The organism is Brevundimonas sp. AVps5 (assembly GCF_058681515.1).
On sequence record NZ_CM178740.1, the window covers coordinates 61322 to 83368 of the forward strand.

A 22047-nucleotide genomic window follows, 5' to 3' on the forward strand; every position below is an offset into this window, starting at 1 on the left:
GAGGAGGCCTTTGAAGCCGAACGCGACGTCGTGCATTGATGTCACCATGACGCGCATGACCAGCTTTTCCGACGGTACGATCGTTCCGGTCCTGGGCCAAGGGACGTGGATGATTGGCGACGATCCAAAGACTCGCGACGCCGAACAGGCGGCCCTGTCGCGTGGAATCGACCTGGGCCTGACCCTGATTGACACAGCAGAACTGTACGGCGACGGCCGTGCCGAAAGACTGGTCGGAGAGGTCATCAAGGATCGTCGCGACGAGGTCTTTCTGGTGTCCAAGATCCGGCCCGAGAACGCCGGCGAGATGACCATGATGCTCCACTGCGAAAAGTCTCTGGAGCGGCTCGGCGTCGACCGGCTCGACCTCTATCTGCTGCACTGGGAGAGTCGGCATCCGCTGGAGGAGATCGTGGCCGGGTTCGAGGAGCTGATCGACGAGGGAATGATCGCCCGCTGGGGCGTGTCAAACCTCGACATCCGCACCATGAACCGGCTGGACGAGGTCGACGGGGGGGAACGCTGCGCCACCAACCAGCTGCTCTACAATCCCGGTTCGCGCGGGATCGAGTTCGACCTCCTGCCCTGGCAGCAGGAGCGGCTCATGCCGGTGATGGCCTATTCGCCGCTGGGACGCGGCGACCTGCTGAACCATCCGGTGTTGCAGGCCGTGGCCGATCGCCACGATGCGACTCCGGCCCAGATCGCCCTCGCGGCGGTCCTGCGTCAGGACGGTGTCATCGCTATTCCGAAGGCCTCGACCGTCGCCCATGTCGAGGCCAATGCAGCAGCGCTCGAGATCGAACTGGACCAGGAGGATGTCGAGGCGCTCGACCGGGCCTTCCCGCCACCGACGACCAGCCAGCCTCTCGACATCATCTAGAGACCCTCTCCCGACGGGAGAGGGCTTGAGCCCCCGATCAAGTCGGGGGGTAGCGATGCGCCAGCCGAAAGGGTGAGGGTCGGTGCGCGACAGGTGGCAGGGTGCCCCTCACCCTTGAGCACAAGGACGACGGCTTCGCCGCCGTGTGCTCAAGCCCTCTCCCGCCGGGAGTGGGGAGGGGCCTTAAGCCGCCGCCTTCTGATGGCTCGTGAACCTGCCGTAGAAGGTCTCGTCCTTCGCAGCCATGTCGCGCAGCAGTTGCGGGACCTTGAAGCGGTCGCCGTAGCGGGCGGCGTAGTCGTCCGCCTGGGCCACGAAGGCCTTCAGGCCGATCTGGTCGATGTAGGTGATCGGGCCGCCGGTCCAGGGCGCGAAGCCCCAGGCCAGGATGGCGCCGACATCGGCCTCGCGCGGGTCGTCGATGACGCCCTCTTCCCAGCATTTCGCGACCTCGACCGCCTGGCGATAGAGCAGGCGCCGCTTCTGGTCCTCGATCATCTCCGGATCGCTGTCGTTGATCCGGACCGGGGCCAGCTCCGACAGGCCGGACCAGAGCCTCTTGGGCTTGACGTCATAGTCGTAGAAGCCCTTGCCGTTCTTGCGCCCGTAACGACCCAGATCCTCGACCATCTTCCTGACGATCTCGTGGCCCTCGATCGGCACATAGGCGTCGCCGAGGTCCTCTGCCGTCTGTTTGGCGATCTTGACCGACAGATCCAGCGCGACGTCGTCGTGCATTTCCAGCGGACCGCGCGGCATGCCGGTCATCCGGCCCAGGTTGTCGATCAGGGCGGGGGCGTAACCCTCTTCCAGCATCGCCAGCCCCTCGGCCACATAGGTGCCGAAGCAGCGCGAGGTGTAGAAGCCGCGCCCGTCGTTGACGACGATCGGCGTCTTCTTGATCTTGATGATGTAGTCCAGCGCCTTGGCGATCGCCGCCGGGCCGGTCTTTTCGCCCAGGATGATCTCGACCAGCATCATCTTGTCGACGGGCGAGAAGAAGTGGATGCCAATGAAGTCTTCGGGACGCACCGAGGCCTCGGCCAGGCCGGTGATCGGCAGGGTAGAGGTGTTCGATCCGAACACGGCGCCGGGGGCCAGCTGGGCTTCAGCCCGTCTGGTCACGTCGGCCTTGATCTCGCGGTTTTCGAACACGGCCTCGATGACGAGGTCCGAACCCTTGATCTGCTCGTAGTCGGTGGTGGCGACGACCGAGGCCAGCAGGGCGTCATACTTGTCCTGGGTCAGCTGACCACGCGACAGACGCTTCTTCAGCAGTTCCTCGACGTGGGCCTTGCCCTTGTCGGCGTCTTCCTGGGTGCGGTCGATCAGGATGGTCTGGATACCGGCGAGGGCCTGAACATAGGCGATGCCCGCGCCCATCATGCCGGCACCAATAACTGTAACCTTGCGCGCGTCCGAAGCCGGGATACCGGCCGGACGCACGGCACCTTTGTCCAGTTCCTGTTTCGACAGGAACAGCGACCGGATCATGCCCTGGGCCTGGGGCGTCATCAGGGTCTTGATGAAATAGCGGGTCTCGATCCGCAGGGCCGCGTCCATCGGCACCTGGATGCCTTCATAGACCGCCTTCATCAGGTTCACGACGGCCGGATAGTTGCCATAGGACTGTTTGCGCAGCATGGCGTTGCCGACGAGGAAGTTCTGGATGCCGGCCGGATGGTAGGGGCCACCGCCGGGCTGTTTGAAGGACTTGTCGTCCCACGGCTGGACGGCCTTGCCGCCGCCCGCAATCCACGCCTTGGCAGCCTCGACCTCGGTGCCCTTGGTCACGACCTCGTGGACCACGCCGGCGCCTTTTGCGTCGTTCGGACGCCACGACGAGCCGGTGCTCATCGCCGTCAGAGCGGCCTGCACGCCGATCAGCCGCGTGAGCCGCTGGGTGGCGCCGCCGCCGGGGAAGAGGCCGACCTTGATCTCGGGCAGGCCCAGCTGGATCTTCGAATCGTCGCCGACCACGCGGTAGTGGCAAGCCAGCGTCACCTCGAGCCCGCCGCCCAGCGCCAGACCGTTGATGGCCGCCGCGATCGGCTTGCCGCAGGTCTCCAGCGCACGCAGCGAGCCGTTCATCTTCCAGCCCGCGTCAAACGCGGCCTGAAGGTCGCCGCCGCCGGCCAGCGATCCGCCGGCCATGTCGCCGAGGTCCGCCCCAGCGCAGAAGCCTGAAGCCTTGCCCGAGGTGAGGACCGCGCCCTTGATGGCGTCGTCGGTCTTGATGCGTTCGACCAGGGCGGGGAGCTCGGCCATCACGCTGGACGTCAGAGTGTTCATCGAACGGCCCGGCACGTCGAAGGTGACCAGGGCGATGCCGTCGGCGTCGACGTCGATCTTGAAGTTTTCCATACCTAGACCTTGTCTGTGAGTGGACTCATCCACTCCTGATTGATGATCATGATGCTGTTTCCAGTATCGATGATCTGTGCCTTCTTGGGGTTTTCACCCGCATCGACGATGCGAGAAGAAATGTCCCGCCAAACTTCTTCGCGAATTCGCTTGGCGTTGTAGGCGGCGTAGAGAAACCACTTGTCGATCGTGACGCTCCCTGTCCGGGCGTACTGTTCGATCGCGATCTTCAGATGAGCGTCCATTTCAGGTGCCATGTCCTTCTCCCGCCCCAGAAGCGGGGCAAGAAGGGTTGTGACACAGGAAATAGCATATAGCAAATAGCATTTGCTATTTCTTAGACTCGCTCGATCACAGTGGCGGTGCCCATGCCGCCGCCGATGCACAGGGTGATCAGGGCGGTTTCCTTGCCGGAGCGTTCCAGCTCGTCCAGGGCGATGCCGGTGATCATGGCGCCGGTGGCTCCGAGCGGGTGGCCCATGGAGATGCCGCCGCCGTTCACGTTCATCTTGTCGTGCGGGATATCCAGCGCCTGCATGTAGCGCAGCACGACGGCGGCGAAGGCCTCGTTCAGCTCCCATACGTCGATGTCGGCGACCGTCATGCCCAGTTTGCCGAGCAGCTTCTTCGTCACGAACTCGGGACCCGTCAGCATGATCGAGGGCTCCGACCCGATCGAGGCAGCGCCCTTGATGCGGGCGCGGGGCGTCAGGCCCAGGGCCTTGCCGGCCTCCAGCGTGCCGATCAGGACGCCGGCCGACCCGTCGACGATTCCGGACGAGTTGCCCGGCGTGTGGACGTGGTTGACTCGCTCGACCTCGGGGTAGCGCTGGTTGATCACGGCGTCGAAGGCCATCTCGCCCATCATGGCGAAGGACGGGTTCAACCCGCCCAGCGACTGCATGTCGGTGTTGGGACGGATGGTCTCGTCGCGATCGAGCTGGACCAGGCCGAGCTGGTTCTTCACCGGCACCACCGACTTCGAGAACCGGCCGTCGGCCCAGGCGGCGGCGGCGCGCTTGTGGCTCTCCATCGAATAGGCGTCCACGTCGTCGCGGCTGAAGCCGTATTTCGACGCGATCATGTCGGCCGAGACGCCCTGGGGCACGAAATAGGTCGGGAAGGCCGATGATGGGTCCACGGGCCAGGCGCCGCCGTCCGAGCCCATCGGCACGCGGCTCATCGCCTCGACGCCGCCGCCGACGGCGAAATCAGCCTCGCCGGACTTCACCTTGGCCGCCGCCATGTTCACGGCTTCCAGGCCCGAGGCGCAGAAGCGGTTGATCTGGACGCCGGCCACCGTCTGGGCCCAGCCCGCCGACAGCACGGCGGTGCGGGCGATGTCCGCGCCCTGTTCGCCCACCGGCGACACGCAGCCCAGGATGACGTCGTCCACCTTCGAGGTGTCCAGCCCGTTGCGGTCGCGCAGCGCTTCCAGCACCTGGGTCGCCAGGCTCAGCCCGGTGATCTCGTGCAGGGATCCGTCCTTCTTGCCCTTGCCGCGCGGCGTGCGCACGGCGTCGTAGATATAGGCCTCGGTCATGGGGTCAGTCTCCATTGAGGACGGATTGGAAGGTGAAGCGTCTAAAGCCGACGCTTACGTCAACGTCAAGATAAGAGTTGTCACGCCTTGGAACAGCCCCCATCGCGGGGGATTTATGCGCGATGAACACCGGATGCCTGCTCGCTGCAATCGTCGCCGTTCTGGCCCCGGCCGTGAGTGCCTGCGCTCAGGCCGGCCCGGCGGGGGAACCGGTCTGGATCGAACCGGCCTCGGAACAGGCGAGGGCCCTGCGGTCCATCGCCCTCGCTGACGACGCCCGGCCTTCCGACGAGGTCGAGGCGCGCCTGCTGGCGGCCCATAACCGCGAGCGTGCGCAGGCCAACGCCCGCCCCCTGATCTGGAGCGAGTCTCTGGAGATCGAGGCGCGCGACTGGGCCGTCGAGCTGGTCGAAAGCGGTCGTTTCGCCCACGACCCGCGCCCGCACGGCCATGGCGAGAACCTCTGGATGGGCTGGGGCGACCGGGTCTTCACGCCTGAGGATATGGTCGGCGACTGGATCGCGGAACGACGGGACTACCGGCCCGGCGTGTTTCCGAACGTCAGCCGCACCGGCGACTGGGTCGTGGTCGGCCACTACACCCAGCTGATCTGGCGCGACACGACCCACGTCGGCTGCGCGGTCGCGAGCCGGGGCGATCGGGCGGTGCTGGCCTGCCGCTACTCCCCGCCGGGCAATGTCGACGGCCAGAGGCCCTGAAGCGGTTCATCCCCAAGGGTGGAAAGACCGCCTTCGCTCCCGTGTCAGCGAGCCGACCCTAGCCGGCTTTCAGCCGCTTCAGATCCGGAGGCGTGGCTTCGTCGGTCAGCAGGCGGATCGCTTCCTCGACGGTCACGACCGTCTGGTCCTGCGAACCCAGACGGCGAATGGCGACCTCGCCCTTCTCGGCCTCGTTGCGACCGACGACGGCGATGACCGGCACCTTGCCGACCGAGTGTTCGCGCACCTTGTAGCCGACCTTCTCGTTGCGCAGATCGGTCTCGACGCGCAGGCCCGCCGCCTTGAACTTCGCGGCGACCTCTTCGGCATAGCCGTCAGCGTCGGAGGTGATGGTCGCCACCACCGCCTGCACGGGCGCAAGCCACAGCGGGAAGGCCCCGGCGTAGTTCTCGATCATGATGCCGATGAAGCGCTCGAACGAGCCCAGGATCGCCCGGTGCAGCATGACCGGGCGATGCTTCTGGCCGTCCTCGGCGATGTAGGTCGCATCGAGCCGTTCCGGCAGGACATAGTCCAGCTGGATCGTGCCGCAGGTCCATTCGCGGCCGATGGCGTCCTTGACGATGAAGTCCAGCTTGGGCGCATAGAAGGCCCCGTCGCCCTCGGTGACGACCGGCTCGGTCCCCGCCGCGCGGGCGGCCTCGGCCATCAGGGCCTCGGCCTTGTCCCAGAATTCGTCCGAACCGGCGCGGTTCTCGGGCCGCGTGCCCAGGCTTATGTAAGCTGTTTGCATGCCCAGGTCGGCGTGAACGCTGCGGGCCAGATTGATGAACTCCTTGGTCTCCTCGACGATCTGGTCCTCTCGGCAGAAGATGTGGGCATCGTCCTGGGTGAAGCCGCGCACCCGCATCAGGCCGTGCAGCGACCCGGACGGCTCATAGCGGTGGCAGGCCCCGAACTCGGCCATGCGCAGGGGTAGTTCGCGGTAGGACCGCTGGCCCTGGTCGAAGATCTGCACGTGGCCCGGGCAGTTCATCGGCTTCAGGCTCAGCTCCTCGCCCTCGACTGTCTCGCAGACGAACATGTTGGGGCGGTACTTGTCCCAGTGTCCGCTCTGTTCCCAGAATTTGCGGTCCAGGACCTGGGGCGTCTTGACCTCGACATAGCCGGCGGCGTCCAGGCGGCGGCGCATATAGGCCTCCAGCACGCGCCACAGGACCCAGCCCTTGGGATGCCAGAAGACCATGCCCCGGCCCTCTTCCTGCATGTGGAAGAGTTCCATCGCCTTGCCGATCTTGCGGTGGTCGCGCTTCTCGGCTTCCTCCAGACGCAGCAGATAGGCGTCGAGATCTTCCTTCGTCGCCCAGGCCGTGCCGTAGATGCGCTGCAGTTGTTCGCGGTTCGAGTCCCCGCGCCAGTAGGCTCCGGCCAGCTTGGTCAGTTTGAAGGCCTTGCCCACCGATTTCGTGGACGGGAAGTGCGGGCCCCTGCACAGGTCGATCCAGTCGCCCTGTTTGTACAGGGTGATGGTGTCGGTGCCCGGCAGGTCGCGGATCAGCTCGGCCTTGAACTTCTCGCCGCGCGCTTCGAAGAAGGTGATCGCCTCGTCGCGATCCCAGACCTCACGCTCGAACTTCGCGTCACGATCGACGATGCGCGACATCTCCTTTTCGATGGCGGCGAAGTCGTCGGTCGAGAAGGGCTGCTCGCGGAAGAAGTCGTAGTAGAATCCGTCCTCGATCGCCGGACCGATCGTGACCTGGGTGCCGGGGAACAGCTTCTGCACGGCCTCGGCCAGCACGTGGGCCGTGTCGTGGCGGATTGTGTAAAGTGCGTCCGGATCGTCGCGCATGATCAGGCGGAAATCGCCGCTGGCCTCCAGCACGCGGTTCAGGTCGCGCTGCTCGCCGTTCAGCTCGGCCAGCACGGCCTTCTTGGCCAGGGACGGCGAGATGGCGTGGGCCACGTCGCGGGCTGTGGAGCCGGCCGGATACTCGCGCGTGGCACCGTCGGGGAATTTCAGTTCGATCATGAGGTCTTGGTCTCGACTGGCGGAACCGGGTCATATCCCGAACCGCCGAAGGGGTGGCATTTACAGAGCCGACGCAGGGTGAGCCATCCCCCCTTGCGCAGACCGTGCCGGATCAGGGCGTCGCGGCCATAGTCCGAACAGGTGGGCAGGAACCGGCACGACTGGCCGAAGAAGGGGCTGAGCGTCACCTTGTAGCCCCGATGGGCCGCGCGGACGCCGCGTTCGTAGAGAGTGCCTGGTGCCATCAGATTTTGCCGCTCATCCCGCGAGGGCGAGACGAGTTCGTGCATCCAATGCCTGTGAAACCGCGTCCAGCGTCGCCTCAACGGCGACCATCGTCGAGGCGTGGCGGGCCGGATAGGCGGCGACCTGTTTCAGGGCGCGCAGACCCTCGAACCGGCCGTCAGGGCCTTCGCCGCCGGATTTCAGCATGGCCAGCATAGCGTCGCGGGCCGACTGCAGTTCCTCGGTGGTGGAGCCGATGACGACCTCGCCGACCACGCCCGCCGCCGCCTGGCCCAGGGCGCAGGCCTTCACATCCTGGGCGAAGTCGGCGATGCGGCCATCCGCATCCAGTACGACATCGACCGTCGCCCTCGACCCGCACAGTTTGGCGACCCGCTCGCCCGTGCCTTCCGGCGCAGACAGCCGTCCGGCGTGCGGCAGGTTGGCCGCCAGCGTCAGGATGCGTGCGCTGTAGAGGTCGTCGATCATGTCCGTCGATATAGGCGCTGCGGCCAGTGCGGAGAAGACAGGGCGATGACTCGCGCGTCAGGTTCGGTGAATTGTCACCGGTCCGATTGCCGGTTAGCGTTCTCCCGTTCCCGACACGAATGTCTTCATACCGCCAAGGATTTTCCATGCGCCTGACCCTGATCGCCGCCGTTTCCGCCATCGCCCTGCTGGGCGGAGCTGTCCAGGCCTCCGCTGCCTCGCCGCTGACGACCGCAACCCAGGCGACCGATTATTCCGACACCCAGCTTCAGGCCTTCGGGACGGCCATGGCCGCCGTCCGCGCCGCGTCGCCGACCGACGGTTCGGCCCCGACCGCCGAGCAGCAGGCCACCATGGCCGCCGCCATCCAGGCCGCTGGCATGGACATCGCCGCCTTCAACGCCCTGGCCACCGCGGTCTCGACCGACGCGGTGCTCCAGGCGCGCCTCACCGTCGTCTCGACGCCGGAATCTCCGGCCGGTTCGGTCGCCGCCTCGGTGACAGACGCCGAGGTCGCCCAGTTCGGGGCCGCTATGACCGCCGTTCGTGCGGCCATGCCCGCCGACGGCGCCGCTCCGACCACGGAACAGCAGGCTGCCATGGCCGCCGGCGTCTCGTCCTCGGGTCTGGCTCTGGATCGTTTCAATGCGATCGCCGGCGCGGTGGGCTCCGACGAACGCCTGCGCGCCCGGCTCGAGCTCGCAGCCGTTCGGGGCGGCTGAGGCCTATTGTAGCGAGGACCAGGTCCGGACGAGAGCCGGAGAGGCGGCGTCGGTTTCGACCCCCGCCGTCGCCGGCCGGACCTGGTTCCTCAGCCATTCCAGATTGCGTTCGGCCGCATCCGGCGGCAGGTCGCGGCGGATGATCTGTTCGGCCTCGGGCATCTTGCCCTGAAGCCCGAGCGCCATGGCCAGGTTCAGCCGCATCTGCATCGAGGCGTTCGGCTGGGCCACGGCGCGGCGCAACAGGGTCTCGGCGCCCGTCGGATCGCCACCGGTCATCTGTGCCATGGCGGCGTTGTTCATCACCTCGGCATTGTCCGGCGACAGGCGCAGGGCCTCGTTCCAGGCGATCCGCGCGTCCTCGGCCCGGCGCACCTGCTGATAGGCCACGCCCAGCAGCGACAGCGGCCGCCAGTCGGTCGGGGCGAGGGCCTTGGCCTGTTCCAGGGCGCTGATGCCGTAGAAGGCCTGGCCGCGCGCGATATGGGCCCGCCCGATCTCCAGCATGGCGTCCACGTTTTGCGGCTGGGTCACCAGAACCTGCTGGGCGGCGATCACGGCCTGGTCGTTCTGGCCCAGCTGACGCAGGGCCTCGGCCAGCTTCACCCCGGCGACCGGATCGGCCGGATTGACCTCGACCTCGCGCGACCAGAACACCGACCGCGCCAGCGGATCGAGACGGCTGTAGGCGGCGCGCTGCTCCGCCGTCGCGGGGACGCGAGGCGCGGCCTGTTCGGTCTGCGCGGACGCAGGGCCGGTCAGGGCCAGGCCGCCGACGAGGGTCAGGGCGATCAGTGCGATTGAGCTTGAGGCCCGGGTGCGCGACATGGGACGGTCCGATCGGATTTCTGCCCCTCAAGAATCGGCGCTTCGCGTCAAGCATTGGTTAATACCCGCCCCATGTCCGTGATCTCGCCCGCCGCCCTCGTTCCCGCCGACGCCGCTGAGGCGGCGACCGCCACGCCCGTCCGTTTCGTCGGCCCGAAAGCCGCGCTCTCCCCGTCGGCGCAGGCCTGGGCCGGGCGGCTGGGCTTCAAGGGCAAGCCGGGCGAGGTGATAGTGGTGCCTGACACCTCGGGCGGCATCGATCATGTGCTGGTCGGGACCGGGAAGACCTTCAATCCGATGAGCGCCCGCGCCCTGTCGGCGAAACTGCCCGCCGGCCTCTATCGACTGGAAGCAGAGCCGGAGGAGGCCTGCGTCGCGGCCCTGGCCTTCCTGCTCGGTCGCTATGTCTTCGATCGCTACAGGTCGAAGGATCGGCCTGACGTCCGGCTGGTCGCGCCCGACGGTCTCGATGTCGCCGAGGCCCTGCGCATCGCCGCCGCCTGCACCCTGGCCCGGGAGATGGTCGACACGCCGCCCGCCGACATGGGCCCTCTGCAGATGGAGACCGTCGCCCGCGAGATCGCCGAGGCCCACGGTGCCTCGATCTCGATCATCACGGGCGATGACCTGCTGGAGGAGAACTACCCCGCCATCCACGCCGTTGGTCGCGCCGCCGCCCCGCATCGTGCGCCCCGGATCATCGAGATCGGCTGGAATCTGGACCGGACCGACCGACCCCTGATCGCCCTGGTCGGCAAGGGCGTGGCCTTCGACACCGGCGGGCTGGACATCAAGTCCGCCAGCGGCATGCGCAATATGAAAAAGGACATGGGCGGCGCCGCCCATGCCCTCGCCCTCGCCCGGCTGGTCATGCAGGCCGACCTTCCCATCCGGCTGGTGGTTCTGGTCGCGGCGGTCGAGAACGCCATTTCCGGCGACGCTTTCCGGCCGGGCGACGTCCTGCAAAGCCGCAAGGGCCTGACCATCGAGATCGGCAATACGGATGCCGAGGGCCGGCTGATCCTCGCCGACGCCCTTGCGCGGGCGGGCGAGCACGAACCCGACCTGACGCTGGATTTCGCCACCCTGACCGGGGCGGCGCGGGTCGCCCTGGGGCCGGAGCTGCCGCCCCTCTACACCGACGACGAGGCGCTGGCGGCCGACTTCCTGGCGGCGGCGGACGCCGTGCGCGATCCCCTGTGGCGGATGCCGCTGTGGCCCGGCTATCGCGCCGCGATCGACTCGGACATCGCCGATGTCCGCAACGACTCGGCCGCCTGGGCCCAGGGCGGGTCGATCACGGCCGCCCTGTTCCTGCAGAAATTCGCCCCGACCACCGGTGCCTGGGCCCATCTGGACGTCTTCGCCTGGAACAGCCGGGGTCGCCCCGGCCACCCCGAAGGCGGCGAGGCGCAGAGCCTGCGCGCCGCCTACGCCATGCTGAAGGCGCGCTACGCGGGCTGAACCGCCCATCCCGGGCCATCGTCGTCGGTGGTCTTTCCGGTCGGTCGTGATGGCGGCCTGATCGCCCGGCGGGCTCGGGCCGCGCTCTTGCGCAGGAGCGCCAAAACCTGTCGGGGCCCGGCGGTCACCTGCGCCCGGATCGCCCTGAGCCCGTTCGTGGCCAGAATCGCGCTCGTGATCAGCAGGGCGTCGATGAAGACCCCCACGTCGAACATCGCGAACCAGACCAAGGTCTCCGGCAGCATAAAGCCGAACAGCCGCAGGCCCTCCGCCTCGAACAGGAGAACCATCACGAGTCCCAAGGCCGCCAACAGGGCGTAGAAGGCCGTCTTGCCGGGTCGGACGCGGTTAAGGGCGAGAGCAGGTGCCTCGACCAGCCAGCGGTTCAGGCCCCGCCCGACACTGGTGTCCGGGAACGCCAACAGCACGGCGACGACCGCCGACATCAATCCCAGAACCAACAGCATCCGCCCCTCCGCAATCACGCCCGACTGAACTGGCGTTCCCCGACGGTGATTCAAGGTGTCCACGAATCGGGCTCAAGCAGCGAGCCGGAGCCTGTCGTCCGGCCGATCGGAGATCGGACCGGGGCGCGGCGAGCGGTCGCGCAAAAAAAAGCTCGCCATTAACGGGACTTTCGCCTTCGTCTGGCAGACGTATGGGCCAACCGTCAGGGCCTTCGCTTGAACGACATCCCGACCGACCTCGACGCCCGCACCACCCTCGCCCGGCCCGATCTGGCTGCGCAGGCGTTGGAAGGCCGCGTCCGGGCCGAGATCTTCCGCGCGACCGAGCCGATGCGCGGCGCCGTTCCGGTCGCGGATATCCACGCCGAGCCTGACCCCGCCTCTGAACGGATTGACCAGCTTCTGCACGGTGAAATCTTCGACGTCCTTGACCGGCGCGGCGGACGCGTCTGGGGCCAGGCGCGTCGCGACGGGACGGTGGGCTGGATGGACGCCTCGGCGCTGGTTCCGCATGTCGGCCTTCCGACGCGCCGGATCGCTTCGGCCAGGGCCGGCCTGCCGCTCAATGCCCTCGTCGACGAGGCCTCGGCCGACAGCGCGCCCATCGGCGAGTTCGAGAGCGATCCCGTCGCCGTCGCCGAACGGCTGCTCGGCGTTCCCCACAGCCTGGGCGCCCGCTCGTCCCTGGCCACCGACTGCTCCGGTATGGTGCAGCAGGCGCTACATGCCTGTGGCCTCGCCGGTCCGCGCCATTCCGACGGTCAGGCCGGTCTGGGCGTCGCCGTCTCCCGCGATCGGGCCCGGCGGGGCGACATGGTCGTCTGGCTGAACCACTCCGGCGACCACAGCTGGACCGGCCATTCGGCCTTCATGCTGGATGAGACCCGTGTCATCCACGCCACCGGCTTTCACGGCGCGGTGAATGTCGAGGATTTCGCCGTGGCCGACGCACGCTATCTGGCGGCCGGCTTCGAGCCCGCCGTCTTCCGCCGCCTCTGACGCCTGAAACGAAACAGGCGGCCCGAAGGCCGCCTGCTCGAACTCAAAACACTCGAACCGATCAGCCCGCCGGGGCCGGCGGAGCGACCGGAGCGGTCTGGGGCGTGGCGGCACCTGTGGCCGCCTCGGCCGGGGCGGCGCCCGGTTCGGTCGCGGCCGTTTCGGCGACGACGCCCTCTGCGGGCACCCCGCCCTCGGCCGGCGCTGCGCCCGGCTGACGCGCGGGATCCGGTGCCGGGATCGCATAGGCGGCCGAACCCTGGCTGCGCAGATAGGCGATCAGGTTGATCCGGGTCGGGGTGTCGCGCAGGCCTGCGAACGACATCTTGGTGCCCGGAACGTAACGGTTCGGCGCGGTGATGAACTTGTCCAGCTCGTCATAGCCCCAGATCGGTGCCTCGGCCTTGTGCGCGGCCATGGCGTCCGAATAGGCGAAGCCCGCGCGGTGCATGACCGGACCGCCCACGACGCCGAACATATTCGGACCGATTCCGTCGGCACCGCCTGCGGCGATGTTGTGGCAGGCCTGGCAGCGCGCGAAGGCGGCCTCACCGGCGGCCAGATCGGCGACCGGCAGAACCGTGCCCCAATCCGGGGCCAGCTCGACCTCGGCGGCGCCCGCGTCGGCCTCGTCAGGGACATTGACCAGATAGCCCATCTTTTCCGGGGCATGTGGCGCGTAGATCGCGCCCGAGACCTGCTGGACCACAAGGATGGCGAACACCGTCCCCAGGCCCGCGCCGAAAATCTTGTTCCACTTCAGATCGCCGCTCATCGCGTCGTCGCATCCCGCTTCTAGAGGCCCGGCCGGCACGGCAAACCGGGCGAAATCTTGATTGGCGGTCTCTTACACGCTAGCGCCGCCTTCGCAACCGGCCCCGGACCTCAGTTTGAGCGTCGGGGCGTCGCATGACCGAGGGGCCCGCCGTGACGCCTTTGATACTGATACCCACTCGCATGTCGGCGACCCGCCTTCCGGGCAAGCCACTGGCCGATATCGGCGGAAAACCCATGGTGATCCGGGCCTGGGAACAGGCCGTCCTGTCGGGCCTGCCGGTCGCCGTGGCGGCGGGGGATCAGGAGATCGTCGATGTGATCGAGGCCGCGGGCGGTCGCGCCGTCCTGACCGATCCCGACCTGCCGAGCGGTTCCGATCGGGTGCTGGCGGCGCTGGAGACGCTCGACCCCGACGGCGAATATGATTCGGTCATCAACCTCCAGGGCGACATGCCCCTGGCCGATCCGGGCATCGCGACCGCCTGCGCCGCTCTGCTGCACGGCGAGCCGACCTGCGACATCGCCACCCTCGTCGCGCTCGAGGCCCATGTCTCGGACCGGTCCAACGTCGATGTGGTCAAGGCGGTCCTGGCCATCGCGGACGGGCACAGGCACGGCCGCGCCCTCTATTTCACCCGCTCGACCCTGTATGGCGACGCGCCCGTCTGGCGTCACATCGGCGTCTACGGCTACCGCCGCGAGGCCCTGAAACGCTTCTGCGCCGCCCCTCCCTCGCCCCTCGAGAAACGCGAGAAGCTGGAACAGCTGCGGGCTCTGGAACTCGGCCTGTCGATCTGGGCCGCCGTCATCGATGAGGCACCGATCTCTGTGGACAACCCGGCGGATCTCGAGGCGGCCAGAAAGTTGGTCTGAGACGCAGCTTTCTCCCTCCCCCTCGGGGGAGGGTGGTCGAAGCGCAGCGGAGACCGGGTGGGGGCGGCAAGGCAAGACCACACAGGTCTTCACCCGTATCACCGGCCCTTCCCACCCCGTCGCTTCGCGACGATCCTCCCCTAGGGGGAGGGAGAACACGGCGCGCTATTCCACCGCGAACCCGTCCACCCAGGCCTGGATCAGCGTCCGGGCGATGGCGAATCTCGGCGGTGCCTTGATCTCGTGAGCGCCGGCGAGCACCGCGCGCGCCTCGTCCTTCGTCAGCCAGCGGACCTCTTCCAATTCGGTCTGGTCCGGCGTCGCATTGTCGTCCGACACCTCGGCGATCAAGCCGATCATCAGCTGCGACGGGAAGGGCCAGGGCTGGCTGGAGTGGTACCGCACGGCGGTCACCGTCAGCCCCGCCTCCTCCTTGATCTCGCGGGCGCAGGCCTCCTCGATCGTCTCGCCGGGCTCCAGGAAGCCCGCCAGAGCCGACATCCGGCCTGAGGGCCAGGCCGCCTGTCGTCCCAGCAAACAGCGCCCCTCGAACACCGGCAGCATGATGGTCACCGGATCGACGCGCGGGAAATGTTCGGCCGTGCAGGCCGGACAGACCCGCCGCCAGCCGCCGGCCGTCGATTTCGTTTCATGCCCGCAGTTGGCGCAGAACCCGTGCTTCCGCCGCCAGTCGAACAGGGACTTGGCTCCCCCGGCCATGGCCGCGTCGGCGCCCGACAGCACCGCCGCCGCCTCGCGCAGCCCGGTGAAGGCACCCAGCCCCTTGACCGGACCCTCGGCCGGATCCGACGGCCCCTCGAACTCCACGGCGAACACCGGTGCCGATTTCCACAGCCCTAGGAACACCTCCCGATCGGCGTCGCGGATCAGGTCGCGAGCATGGGTCAGGGACAGCCAGGCCAGACGCGGACCGTCGGCGTGATCCTCCAGCAGGGGCTGGCCGTCCCACAGGACCATGGCCATGGCGTCCGGGCTCTCGCCCTGTTCGACCAGCCACTCGGGCGTGTTGCGGAAGTCTCCGGCGCGATCCAGCGGATTGCCGGCGAAGGTATTGAGGACGGGGAGGGCCATGGCGGCTTCCTACCCGGGTTCTTTGCCGTCGGGGAGAGGTGCCTTGATCTCGCCGTCGCGATTCGCGATATGGACCTCGGAGATCGCGGGCGAAGGCTTCGCCAACCTGGTCAGGGCCGGAAGGCAGCAGCCACAACGAATTCCCCTTCGGGTCGCGGTCTCCACCTCCTCCCCTTTAGTGCGCTGACGCTCGCGACGCGGTCGCTCGCGGCTTGAGCGCGATTGGTGTGGGCGATGCGCGTTGGGAGTCGCCTCTGCCGCCCCTCCCGCGCTAACCTCCAGCCATGACCGACGTCGACCTTGATTCCGGCGATCCGCCCTGGGCGGAAGACGACGACGCGCCCGAGCGCGACGAGAACACCGACGATATGTTCGGCGCGCCCGCCCCTGCACCCGAATCGAAGCCCGCCGTCGAAGCGAAACCGGTCGAACCCATCCCTGTCTCCACCCCCGCCCCGGTCGAGGGAGACGGCGAAGCCTATACCGTCCTGGCCCGCAAATACCGGCCCCGGACCTTCGAGGACCTGATCGGTCAGGAGGCCATGGTCCGGACCCTGACCAACGCCTTCGCCACCGGCCGCATCGCCCACGCCTTCATGCTCACGGGCGTCCGGGGCGTCGGCAAGACCACGACCGCCCGCCTGCTGGCCCGCGCCCTGAACAACGAGACCGACGTCATCGACAAGCCGTCGCTGACCCTGACCGCCTTCGGCCGCCACGACGCGGCGATCATGGCCGGCCAGCATATGGACGTCATGGAGATGGACGCGGCGTCCCACACCGGCGTCAACGACATCCGCGACATCCTCGAGAGCGTCCGCTACGCCCCCGTCGAGGCCCGCTACAAGGTCTACGTCCTCGACGAAGTCCACATGCTGTCGAACCAGGCCTTCAACGCCCTGCTCAAGACGCTGGAAGAGCCGCCGCCCCACGCCAAATTCATCTTCGCGACCACCGAGATCCGCAAGGTCCCGGTGACCATCCTCTCTCGCTGCCAGCGCTTCGACCTGCGCCGGGTCGAGCCGGAGATCCTCGTCGAACACCTGTCGCGCATCGCCGGCAAGGAGGGGATGAAGGTCGAGGACGACGCCCTCGCACTGATCGCCCGCGCCGCCGAGGGCTCGGTCCGCGACGGTCTGTCCCTGCTCGATCAGGCCCTGGTTCAGGGCGAGAAGGGCGAGCCGGTCGCCACCGACACGGTCCGAGACATGCTGGGCCTGGCCGACCGCAGCCAGACCATCGCCCTGTTCGAACAGATCATGGCCGGCCGCACGCCCGAGGCCATCGAGACCTTCCGCACCCTCTACGGCTACGGTGCCGATCCGGTTCAGGTGACCAACGACCTGCTGGAACACTGCCACGCCGCCTCGGTGGCCAAGATGCTGGGCCCCAACGCCACCCGACTGCCCAACGATCAGGCCCAGCGTCTGGCCGCCATGGGTGCGGCGGTCTCGGCCGGGACCCTGTCGCGCACCTGGTCTATGCTGCTGAAGGCCCTGGACGAGGTGCGCCGCGCCCCGTCGCCCGCCGACGCGGTCGAGATGGCCATCGTCCGCCTCGCCTACGCCGCCGACCTGCCCGGTCCGGAAGAGGCGCTGAAGAAGCTGCAGAACGGCGAGGCCCCGGGCGGCTCGGGCGCGCCCCGGGGCGGCGGCGGGGGAGGCGGCGGCGGCGCTTCAGCTCTTGGGGCCCAGCTCGCCATGCGCCCGGCGGTGCAACCGAGCCTGCCCGACCCCCAGACCTTCGAGGCCGTCGTCGCCCTGATCGGCGAAAAGCGCGAGATCGCCCTGCAGATGGACGTGCAGCGCTACGTCCGTCCCGTGTCGTTCAAACCCGGGACCCTGACCTACGAGCCGGTCGACGGCGCCCCGGCCAACCTCGCCACCCGCCTGTCCTCGCGGCTCAAGGACTGGACCGGCCGCCAGTGGTTCGTGGTCGCCAACGGCCAGGGCGGCGGCGAGACCCTGATCGAGGTCGAGAAACGCGGCCGCGCCGAGGAGCGCGCCGAGGTCGAGGCCGACCCCTTCGTGAAGGCCGTGCTGGCCGCCTTCCCCGGCGCCGTCGTCGGCGAGATCAGGACCCTGGCACCCTCGGTCGAGATGCCCGCCATCCCGGATGAGGCGGACGAGGATCCGGACTGACCCCTGTCTCTTTCCGTCATCCTCGGGCTTGACCCGAGGACCCAGCATTCTGAGCGCTGACGCGAGCCCTTCATGAACATCCCGCTGCTGGGTCCTCGGGTTCGCTTCGCGCCCCAAGGATGACGGAGGTGATAAAGGTCGGGGTGAAATAGCGAGCGAAAGGTCCTATCTAGAGCCCATGAAAGATCTCAACGCCCTGATGCAACAGGCCCAGGCAATGCAGCAGAAACTGCAGGACGCCCAGGCGAAAATGGCCGAAACCACCGCCGAGGGCAGCTCCGGCGGCGGCCTCGTCTCGATCGGCCTGAAAGGCCCCGGCGAGGTGACCTCGGTGAAGATCGACGACAGCCTGATGGTCCCCGGCGACACCGAGATCCTGTCGGACCTGATCGTCGCCGCCCACGCCGACGCCAAGCGCAGGCTGGACGCCGTCAACGCCGAACTGATGCGTGAGGCCGCCGGCCCGATGGCGGGGATGAACATCCCGGGCATGCCGAAACTGTTCTAGGTGGCCGCCTCCGCCGGACCCGAGATCGAACGGCTGATCAGCCTGCTGGCCAAGCTGCCGGGGCTCGGTCCCCGCTCGGCCAGGCGGGCGGCTCTGGCCCTGCTGAAGAAGCGTGAACAGCTGCTGGAGCCGTTGGCGGCCTCGCTGGCCGAAACGGCCGCCAAGGTCGTGTCCTGCTCGGTCTGCGGGGCGCCCGACACCCGCGATCCCTGTTCCATCTGCTCTGATCCTGCCCGCGACAACGCCCTGATCTGCGTCGTCGAGGAGGCGGGCTCGCTGTGGGCCATGGAGCGATCCGGCGCCTTCCGCGGCAAATACCATGTGCTGGGCGGGCTTCTGTCGGCCCTCGACGGCGTCGGCCCCGATGCGCTGCGGGTCTCCGAACTGGTCGGGCGTGTGAAGGGCGGAGAGGTGCGCGAGGTCGTGCTGGCCCTGCCCGCCACCGTCGACGGCCAGACCACCGCCCATTATCTCGCCGACCGCATTTCAGCGACAGGGGCCGGGAACGACGTCGAGATCACCTCTCTGGCCCGGGGCGTTCCGGTCGGAGGCGACCTCGACTGGCTCGACGACGGCACCATCGTCCAGGCGCTGCGGGCGCGGCGACCGGCGTGACGAAACGCCGGGGTTGAACCGCCCCGCCAAACACGCTCTGATCCCGTCGATGGAGGGCGATGCGATGGGACGTGAGATCAGGGTGGCGCTCGGTGCCTCCGCCGGCATCGCTGCCCTCGTGATCGGCTTCATCTTCCTGGTGCGCTACGCCGTGCCGGCGATCCTGGAGGCGCATTTCGCCGGCAGTCTGATCACTGCGTCTGTCGTCGGCATCGCCGGTGTTCTGGCCCTCGTCTGGGCCGCGTGGAAATTATTCGCCTGGGCGTCGCGTGCGCTCGGCGCTGGAGGAAGCGACCAATGACATTCGGCGCCGACGTGACCCGTTTGAAGCCCTCTCTCCCCGGCGGATCTGCGGGGCGGACCATCGCCCTGATCGTCCTGATCCTCGTACTGATCACCGGTGGCTCCATCGGCGTCTCGTCTTGCAGCGTCACGGTCGAGAGCGGCTATATGGGCATCAAGACCACCAAGTTCGGCCCCAATCCCGGCGTCCAGCCCGACGAACTCGGCCCCGGCTTCCACTGGGAAGGCATCGGCGAAAAGATCCGGACCTACCAGACGCTCCAGCGTACCTATTCCTACACGCGAGAGGCCAATGCCGACGGCCACGAGAACGAGGAGATCATGTTCTCCGATGTGCTCGGCCTGCCGATGACGGCCGACGTCGCCCTGACCTTCAGGGTGCGCGAGGACAAGGCCGCTGACCTGTATGCGACCTGGCGTCAGGAGTTCGACGCCTTCATCGACGGACCCCTGCGCACGTCGGTGCGCGCCGCCATCGCCCGCGAGACCGAGAAACTGCCCGTCGCCTGCAACGCCGAGATGGGGGCACCGGGCCGTGCGCCCATCGTCGCCGTCGCCCCGGTCGAGGGCGCGCCCCTGCCTGTCGGCACCCAGGACGCCGAGGACTGCCCCGGCCAGCTGATCGGCCCCGGCCGCCAGATCGTGTTGCAGCGGGCGATGGATGCGCTGCAACGTGAATGGCAGCCCCAGGGCCTCGATATCATCCGCATGGAATGGGTCGGCTCGATCCGCTACCCGGAGAGCGTCGTCGCCGCGATCCAGTCGCGCACCACGGCCGAACAGAATACGCGCGCTGCCCTGGAACGGGTGAACCTCGAACGCGCCAACGCCGAGGCCCGGATCGCCCAGGCGCGCGGGCAGGCCGAGGCCAACCGTCTGCTGGCCGAATCCATCCGCTCCAATCCGGAGGTGGTCCGTCTGCGGGAGGTGGAGCGCACGCTCGGCATCTGCCCGCTCAGCGCCGACACCTGCGTGGTCGGCTCGGACGTCAACATCTCGGCCCTGATCGCCTCGCGGGATGGAGCGGCGGCGGCGCAATAGGAACTATTGTTCCTGAGAAAACCGGCGTCCGATTTTGACGCAGGCACATGTTAGCGGCTGACCATGGTCGACCGCGCCCCGCCTTGGATCCGGACTCCCCGGACTCTCCGGACTGTTTTTTCCGTGCCCGCCATCCGGACTCGCCGGACCCGGCGGACTCTGTTTTCAGAGTTCGGATCGCCCGTGGCCTGCCTCTGCGACTCTCGCTAAGGAACGGAGCATGAACACGCTCTCGATCGCTCTCGCCGTCGTCTCACTGGTCCTCGCGGCCGGTTTCCTGTGGGCCTTTCTGGGCTGGCAGAAGGCGATGGGCGCCCTGGTTTCGGCTCAAGAGAAGGTCGCCCTGATCGAGGAGAGCCGCGCCACCATGGGCGATCTGCTGCGCGCCCAGGCGGCCCAGTCGGCCCAGGTCATCGCCGACCAGATGGTCACCCGCGCCACCGAAACCTTCCAGGCCCAGGACCGCGTCGCCCGCGAGCGGATGGAGGCCCAGCTGAAGCCCGTCGCCGAGACCCTGGCCAAGTTCGAGACCCAGGTCGCCGCGCTCGAGAAGGCGCGGGCGGAGGAGACCGGCACGCTGAAGGAACAGCTCTCGGCCCTGATGCTCGCCTCGACCGCCACCCGCGACGAGGCCAAACGTCTGACCGAGGTCCTGCGCGGCAACACCGGCCGACGCGGCCGCTGGGGCGAACAGACCTGCCGAAACGTGCTGGAGGCCGCCGGCATGGCGGGCCGGTTCGACTTCACCGAACAGTCGTCCAGCGCCAATGACGAAGGTCGCCAGATGCGGCCGGACTTCCTGGTCAAACTGCCCGGCGGCGGCCTGTTCGTCATCGACGCCAAGGTCCCGCTGGCCTTCCCGGATGCCGCAGAGCCCGACGACGAGGTGCGTGACTCCGCCATGGCCGCCCGCAACGCCGCCAGCATCAAGACCCACGTCCGCGATCTCGCGGCCAAGGCCTATCAGGACCAGTTCAAGCCCAGCCCCGACTTCGTTGCCCTGTTCGTGCCCAGCGACGCCTTCCTGTCGGCGGCCCTGGATCGCGAGCCGGACCTGATGACCGATGCAATGGCGCGGCGTGTCATCATCGTGACGCCGTCGACCCTGTTCGCCCTGTGCAAGGCCGTAGCCTACGGCTGGCGCGCCGAGGAACAGTCGAGGAACGCCGAAGAGGTCGCGAAACTGGGCAAGGAGCTCTACAAACGCCTGTCGGTCATGGGCGGCCATCTGACCGGCGTCGGCCGGGCGCTGGAACAGGCGGTCGGCAAATACAACCAGTTCGTGGGCTCCATGGAGAGCCAGGTCATGGTCTCCGCCCGCCGCTTCGAGGACCTGCAGGTCGATCACGAGGGCAAGGACCTGCCCGGTCTGACCGCGATCGATCAGTCGCCGCGCGGCCTGACCCGCCCGGAACTGGTCGTGGCCGAAGGCGCGACCGCCGCCTTGACCAAGGCGTGACCCGTCAATGGACAAGGGTGCTTGACACGTCGGTTGCGTAATGTAAAAGATCCTTGTCTTCGCGACAAGGAAAGTTGTCATGTCCAAACGCCTCTGGCCGGTCATCGGCAAGTCCATTCTTGGCCTGCTCGCCATCCTTGCCCTGTTATTCGTCGTCGTCGTCGCGATAGGCTTCCTCAGCGCCCACGGAACCGTGTCGGCTGACCGGGCCATAGTGACGGCGATGATCATTTTCGCCGTCGTCATCATGATCGGCTCGCTGGCAGCAGGCGTCGCCTGGATGCGCTCGATCGATGAAGCCGCACGCGAGGCCCATAAGGCCGCTTGGTACTGGGGCGGTTGCGCGGGCATGGCCGTGGGCGGGGTCGGTATCATTCTGGCCGGTCTGCCGCAGGCGGCGAGCGTCAAGATCATTGCCTACGACGGCCGCACGGATCCCGCAGCCTACATGGCGGCCGGAGCCTTCGGCATGATGTTGCTCATGCTGCTGGGCTACGCTGTGGTCTGGGCTTGGTGGTGGTTCGCCCGGACACGGAGCTGAG

Annotated in this window: 23 protein-coding genes and 1 other RNA gene; 14 read left to right on the forward strand and 10 right to left on the reverse strand. The window is 67.9% G+C overall.

The annotated features are described in order from the left end of the window. Positions 1 to 46: 46 nt before the first annotated feature. Positions 47 to 883, forward strand: a complete 837-nt coding sequence (locus ACW18A_RS00310) for an aldo/keto reductase (protein WP_492022836.1) — start codon at positions 47 to 49, stop codon at positions 881 to 883. A 183-nt stretch (positions 884 to 1066) separates the two neighbouring features. On the opposite strand, the gene ACW18A_RS00315 is transcribed toward ACW18A_RS00310, so the two are convergent. The 3 genes from ACW18A_RS00315 to ACW18A_RS00325 all read right to left on the reverse strand — a co-directional run bounded on the left by ACW18A_RS00315 (position 1067) and on the right by ACW18A_RS00325 (position 4790). Further along, entirely contained in the window at positions 1067 to 3247 is a 2181-nt protein-coding gene (locus tag ACW18A_RS00315) for a 3-hydroxyacyl-CoA dehydrogenase NAD-binding domain-containing protein (protein ID WP_492022837.1), read from the reverse strand. A 2-nt stretch (positions 3248 to 3249) separates the two neighbouring features. After that, positions 3250 to 3504 carry a hypothetical protein gene (locus ACW18A_RS00320; RefSeq protein WP_492022838.1) on the reverse strand — a complete coding sequence of 85 codons (255 nt, stop codon included), beginning with the start codon at positions 3502 to 3504 and terminating at the stop codon, positions 3250 to 3252. 80 nt (positions 3505 to 3584) lie between these two features. Continuing rightward, positions 3585 to 4790, reverse strand: coding sequence for an acetyl-CoA C-acetyltransferase (locus ACW18A_RS00325; protein ID WP_492022839.1), 1206 nt, complete (start codon positions 4788 to 4790; stop codon positions 3585 to 3587). 122 nt (positions 4791 to 4912) lie between these two features. Between ACW18A_RS00325 and ACW18A_RS00330 the strand changes: the two genes are divergently transcribed. Beyond that, a complete protein-coding gene (locus ACW18A_RS00330) occupies positions 4913 to 5509 on the forward strand; it encodes a CAP family protein (RefSeq protein ID WP_492022840.1) in 597 nt (198 codons plus the stop codon). Between the two features lie 58 nt (positions 5510 to 5567). Here the strand turns inward: ACW18A_RS00330 and thrS are convergent, their stop codons facing one another. Genes thrS through ACW18A_RS00345 form a run of 3 tightly spaced genes read right to left on the reverse strand, consistent with a single transcriptional unit; the run spans position 5568 to position 8216 of the window. Then, on the reverse strand, positions 5568 to 7502 hold the full coding sequence (thrS, locus tag ACW18A_RS00335; RefSeq protein WP_492022841.1) for a threonine--tRNA ligase: 1935 nt from the start codon (positions 7500 to 7502) through the stop codon (positions 5568 to 5570). After that, positions 7499 to 7747, reverse strand: a complete 249-nt coding sequence (yidD, locus tag ACW18A_RS00340) for a membrane protein insertion efficiency factor YidD (protein WP_492022842.1) — start codon at positions 7745 to 7747, stop codon at positions 7499 to 7501. The genes thrS and yidD overlap by 4 nt, the downstream gene beginning before the upstream one ends. Before the next feature lie 13 nt (positions 7748 to 7760). Next, entirely contained in the window at positions 7761 to 8216 is a 456-nt protein-coding gene (locus ACW18A_RS00345) for an iron-sulfur cluster assembly scaffold protein (RefSeq protein WP_492022843.1), read from the reverse strand. Between the two features lie 146 nt (positions 8217 to 8362). On the opposite strand from ACW18A_RS00345, the gene ACW18A_RS00350 reads away from it, so the two are divergent. Further along, positions 8363 to 8938: a DUF4168 domain-containing protein gene (locus tag ACW18A_RS00350; RefSeq protein WP_492022844.1), complete on the forward strand. Its 576-nt coding sequence runs from the start codon at positions 8363 to 8365 to the stop codon at positions 8936 to 8938. 3 nt (positions 8939 to 8941) lie between these two features. Here ACW18A_RS00350 and ACW18A_RS00355 read toward each other — a convergent pair whose 3' ends face one another. Then, positions 8942 to 9766, reverse strand: coding sequence for a tetratricopeptide repeat protein (locus ACW18A_RS00355; protein WP_492022845.1), 825 nt, complete (start codon positions 9764 to 9766; stop codon positions 8942 to 8944). A gap of 72 nt (positions 9767 to 9838) precedes the next feature. On the opposite strand from ACW18A_RS00355, the gene ACW18A_RS00360 reads away from it, so the two are divergent. Then, on the forward strand, positions 9839 to 11230 hold the full coding sequence (locus tag ACW18A_RS00360) for a leucyl aminopeptidase family protein (protein WP_492022846.1): 1392 nt from the start codon (positions 9839 to 9841) through the stop codon (positions 11228 to 11230). Here ACW18A_RS00360 and ACW18A_RS00365 read toward each other — a convergent pair. After that, positions 11218 to 11697 carry a hypothetical protein gene (locus ACW18A_RS00365; RefSeq protein ID WP_492022847.1) on the reverse strand — a complete coding sequence of 160 codons (480 nt, stop codon included), beginning with the start codon at positions 11695 to 11697 and terminating at the stop codon, positions 11218 to 11220. The two genes, ACW18A_RS00360 and ACW18A_RS00365, sit on opposite strands and share 13 nt — an antisense overlap. 216 nt (positions 11698 to 11913) lie before the next feature. On the opposite strand from ACW18A_RS00365, the gene ACW18A_RS00370 reads away from it, so the two are divergent. After that, on the forward strand, positions 11914 to 12696 hold the full coding sequence (locus ACW18A_RS00370; RefSeq protein WP_492022848.1) for a C40 family peptidase: 783 nt from the start codon (positions 11914 to 11916) through the stop codon (positions 12694 to 12696). Between the two features lie 61 nt (positions 12697 to 12757). On the opposite strand, the gene ACW18A_RS00375 is transcribed toward ACW18A_RS00370, so the two are convergent. Continuing rightward, the gene (locus ACW18A_RS00375; protein ID WP_492022849.1) at positions 12758 to 13471 is read right to left on the reverse strand and encodes a c-type cytochrome; all 714 of its coding nucleotides are present in this window, start codon (positions 13469 to 13471) and stop codon (positions 12758 to 12760) included. Between the two features lie 182 nt (positions 13472 to 13653). Between ACW18A_RS00375 and ACW18A_RS00380 the strand changes: the two genes are divergently transcribed. After that, complete coding sequence (locus ACW18A_RS00380) at positions 13654 to 14346, forward strand: 3-deoxy-manno-octulosonate cytidylyltransferase (RefSeq protein WP_492022850.1); 693 nt, start codon at positions 13654 to 13656, stop codon at positions 14344 to 14346. Positions 14347 to 14511: 165 nt separating this feature from the next. Here ACW18A_RS00380 and nudC read toward each other — a convergent pair whose 3' ends face one another. Next, positions 14512 to 15438, reverse strand: coding sequence for an NAD(+) diphosphatase (gene nudC, locus ACW18A_RS00385; protein WP_492022851.1), 927 nt, complete (start codon positions 15436 to 15438; stop codon positions 14512 to 14514). Positions 15439 to 15513: 75 nt separating this feature from the next. On the opposite strand from nudC, the gene ffs reads away from it, so the two are divergent. From ffs to ACW18A_RS00425, 8 genes are all read left to right on the forward strand, one after another. Continuing rightward, an RNA gene (ffs, locus tag ACW18A_RS00390) (signal recognition particle sRNA small type) lies at positions 15514 to 15607 on the forward strand. A 115-nt stretch (positions 15608 to 15722) separates the two neighbouring features. Further along, positions 15723 to 17579: a DNA polymerase III subunit gamma/tau gene (locus tag ACW18A_RS00395; protein ID WP_492022852.1), complete on the forward strand. Its 1857-nt coding sequence runs from the start codon at positions 15723 to 15725 to the stop codon at positions 17577 to 17579. 178 nt (positions 17580 to 17757) lie between these two features. Next, complete coding sequence (locus ACW18A_RS00400) at positions 17758 to 18087, forward strand: YbaB/EbfC family nucleoid-associated protein (protein WP_492022853.1); 330 nt, start codon at positions 17758 to 17760, stop codon at positions 18085 to 18087. Next, positions 18088 to 18702, forward strand: coding sequence for a recombination mediator RecR (gene recR, locus ACW18A_RS00405; RefSeq protein WP_492022854.1), 615 nt, complete (start codon positions 18088 to 18090; stop codon positions 18700 to 18702). Between the two features lie 13 nt (positions 18703 to 18715). Beyond that, on the forward strand, positions 18716 to 19003 hold the full coding sequence (locus tag ACW18A_RS00410) for a hypothetical protein (protein ID WP_492022855.1): 288 nt from the start codon (positions 18716 to 18718) through the stop codon (positions 19001 to 19003). Further along, positions 19000 to 20046 carry an SPFH domain-containing protein gene (locus ACW18A_RS00415; RefSeq protein WP_492022856.1) on the forward strand — a complete coding sequence of 349 codons (1047 nt, stop codon included), beginning with the start codon at positions 19000 to 19002 and terminating at the stop codon, positions 20044 to 20046. Before ACW18A_RS00410 ends, ACW18A_RS00415 begins: the two co-directional genes overlap by 4 nt. A 220-nt stretch (positions 20047 to 20266) precedes the next feature. Continuing rightward, a complete protein-coding gene (locus ACW18A_RS00420; protein WP_492022857.1) occupies positions 20267 to 21505 on the forward strand; it encodes a DNA recombination protein RmuC in 1239 nt (412 codons plus the stop codon). A gap of 79 nt (positions 21506 to 21584) precedes the next feature. Then, positions 21585 to 22046, forward strand: coding sequence for a hypothetical protein (locus ACW18A_RS00425; RefSeq protein ID WP_492022858.1), 462 nt, complete (start codon positions 21585 to 21587; stop codon positions 22044 to 22046). Position 22047: the final 1 nt, after the last annotated feature.

What these genes read in the sequence shown, in the direction of transcription:
- ACW18A_RS00310 (WP_492022836.1), top strand. Translation starts at nt 47, where the DNA reads ATGACGCGCATGACCAGCTTTTCCGACGGTACGATCGTTCCGGTCCTG.
- ACW18A_RS00315 (WP_492022837.1), bottom strand. Translation starts at nt 3,247, where the DNA reads ATGGAAAACTTCAAGATCGACGTCGACGCCGACGGCATCGCCCTGGTC.
- ACW18A_RS00320 (WP_492022838.1), bottom strand. Translation starts at nt 3,504, where the DNA reads ATGGCACCTGAAATGGACGCTCATCTGAAGATCGCGATCGAACAGTAC.
- ACW18A_RS00325 (WP_492022839.1), bottom strand. Translation starts at nt 4,790, where the DNA reads ATGACCGAGGCCTATATCTACGACGCCGTGCGCACGCCGCGCGGCAAG.
- ACW18A_RS00330 (WP_492022840.1), top strand. Translation starts at nt 4,913, where the DNA reads ATGAACACCGGATGCCTGCTCGCTGCAATCGTCGCCGTTCTGGCCCCG.
- thrS (WP_492022841.1), bottom strand. Translation starts at nt 7,502, where the DNA reads ATGATCGAACTGAAATTCCCCGACGGTGCCACGCGCGAGTATCCGGCC.
- yidD (WP_492022842.1), bottom strand. Translation starts at nt 7,747, where the DNA reads ATGGCACCAGGCACTCTCTACGAACGCGGCGTCCGCGCGGCCCATCGG.
- ACW18A_RS00345 (WP_492022843.1), bottom strand. Translation starts at nt 8,216, where the DNA reads ATGATCGACGACCTCTACAGCGCACGCATCCTGACGCTGGCGGCCAAC.
- ACW18A_RS00350 (WP_492022844.1), top strand. Translation starts at nt 8,363, where the DNA reads ATGCGCCTGACCCTGATCGCCGCCGTTTCCGCCATCGCCCTGCTGGGC.
- ACW18A_RS00355 (WP_492022845.1), bottom strand. Translation starts at nt 9,766, where the DNA reads ATGTCGCGCACCCGGGCCTCAAGCTCAATCGCACTGATCGCCCTGACC.
- ACW18A_RS00360 (WP_492022846.1), top strand. Translation starts at nt 9,839, where the DNA reads ATGTCCGTGATCTCGCCCGCCGCCCTCGTTCCCGCCGACGCCGCTGAG.
- ACW18A_RS00365 (WP_492022847.1), bottom strand. Translation starts at nt 11,697, where the DNA reads ATGCTGTTGGTTCTGGGATTGATGTCGGCGGTCGTCGCCGTGCTGTTG.
- ACW18A_RS00375 (WP_492022849.1), bottom strand. Translation starts at nt 13,471, where the DNA reads ATGAGCGGCGATCTGAAGTGGAACAAGATTTTCGGCGCGGGCCTGGGG.
- ACW18A_RS00380 (WP_492022850.1), top strand. Translation starts at nt 13,654, where the DNA reads ATGTCGGCGACCCGCCTTCCGGGCAAGCCACTGGCCGATATCGGCGGA.
- nudC (WP_492022851.1), bottom strand. Translation starts at nt 15,438, where the DNA reads ATGGCCCTCCCCGTCCTCAATACCTTCGCCGGCAATCCGCTGGATCGC.
- ACW18A_RS00395 (WP_492022852.1), top strand. Translation starts at nt 15,723, where the DNA reads ATGACCGACGTCGACCTTGATTCCGGCGATCCGCCCTGGGCGGAAGAC.
- ACW18A_RS00400 (WP_492022853.1), top strand. Translation starts at nt 17,758, where the DNA reads ATGAAAGATCTCAACGCCCTGATGCAACAGGCCCAGGCAATGCAGCAG.
- ACW18A_RS00415 (WP_492022856.1), top strand. Translation starts at nt 19,000, where the DNA reads ATGACATTCGGCGCCGACGTGACCCGTTTGAAGCCCTCTCTCCCCGGC.
- ACW18A_RS00420 (WP_492022857.1), top strand. Translation starts at nt 20,267, where the DNA reads ATGAACACGCTCTCGATCGCTCTCGCCGTCGTCTCACTGGTCCTCGCG.
- ACW18A_RS00425 (WP_492022858.1), top strand. Translation starts at nt 21,585, where the DNA reads ATGTCCAAACGCCTCTGGCCGGTCATCGGCAAGTCCATTCTTGGCCTG.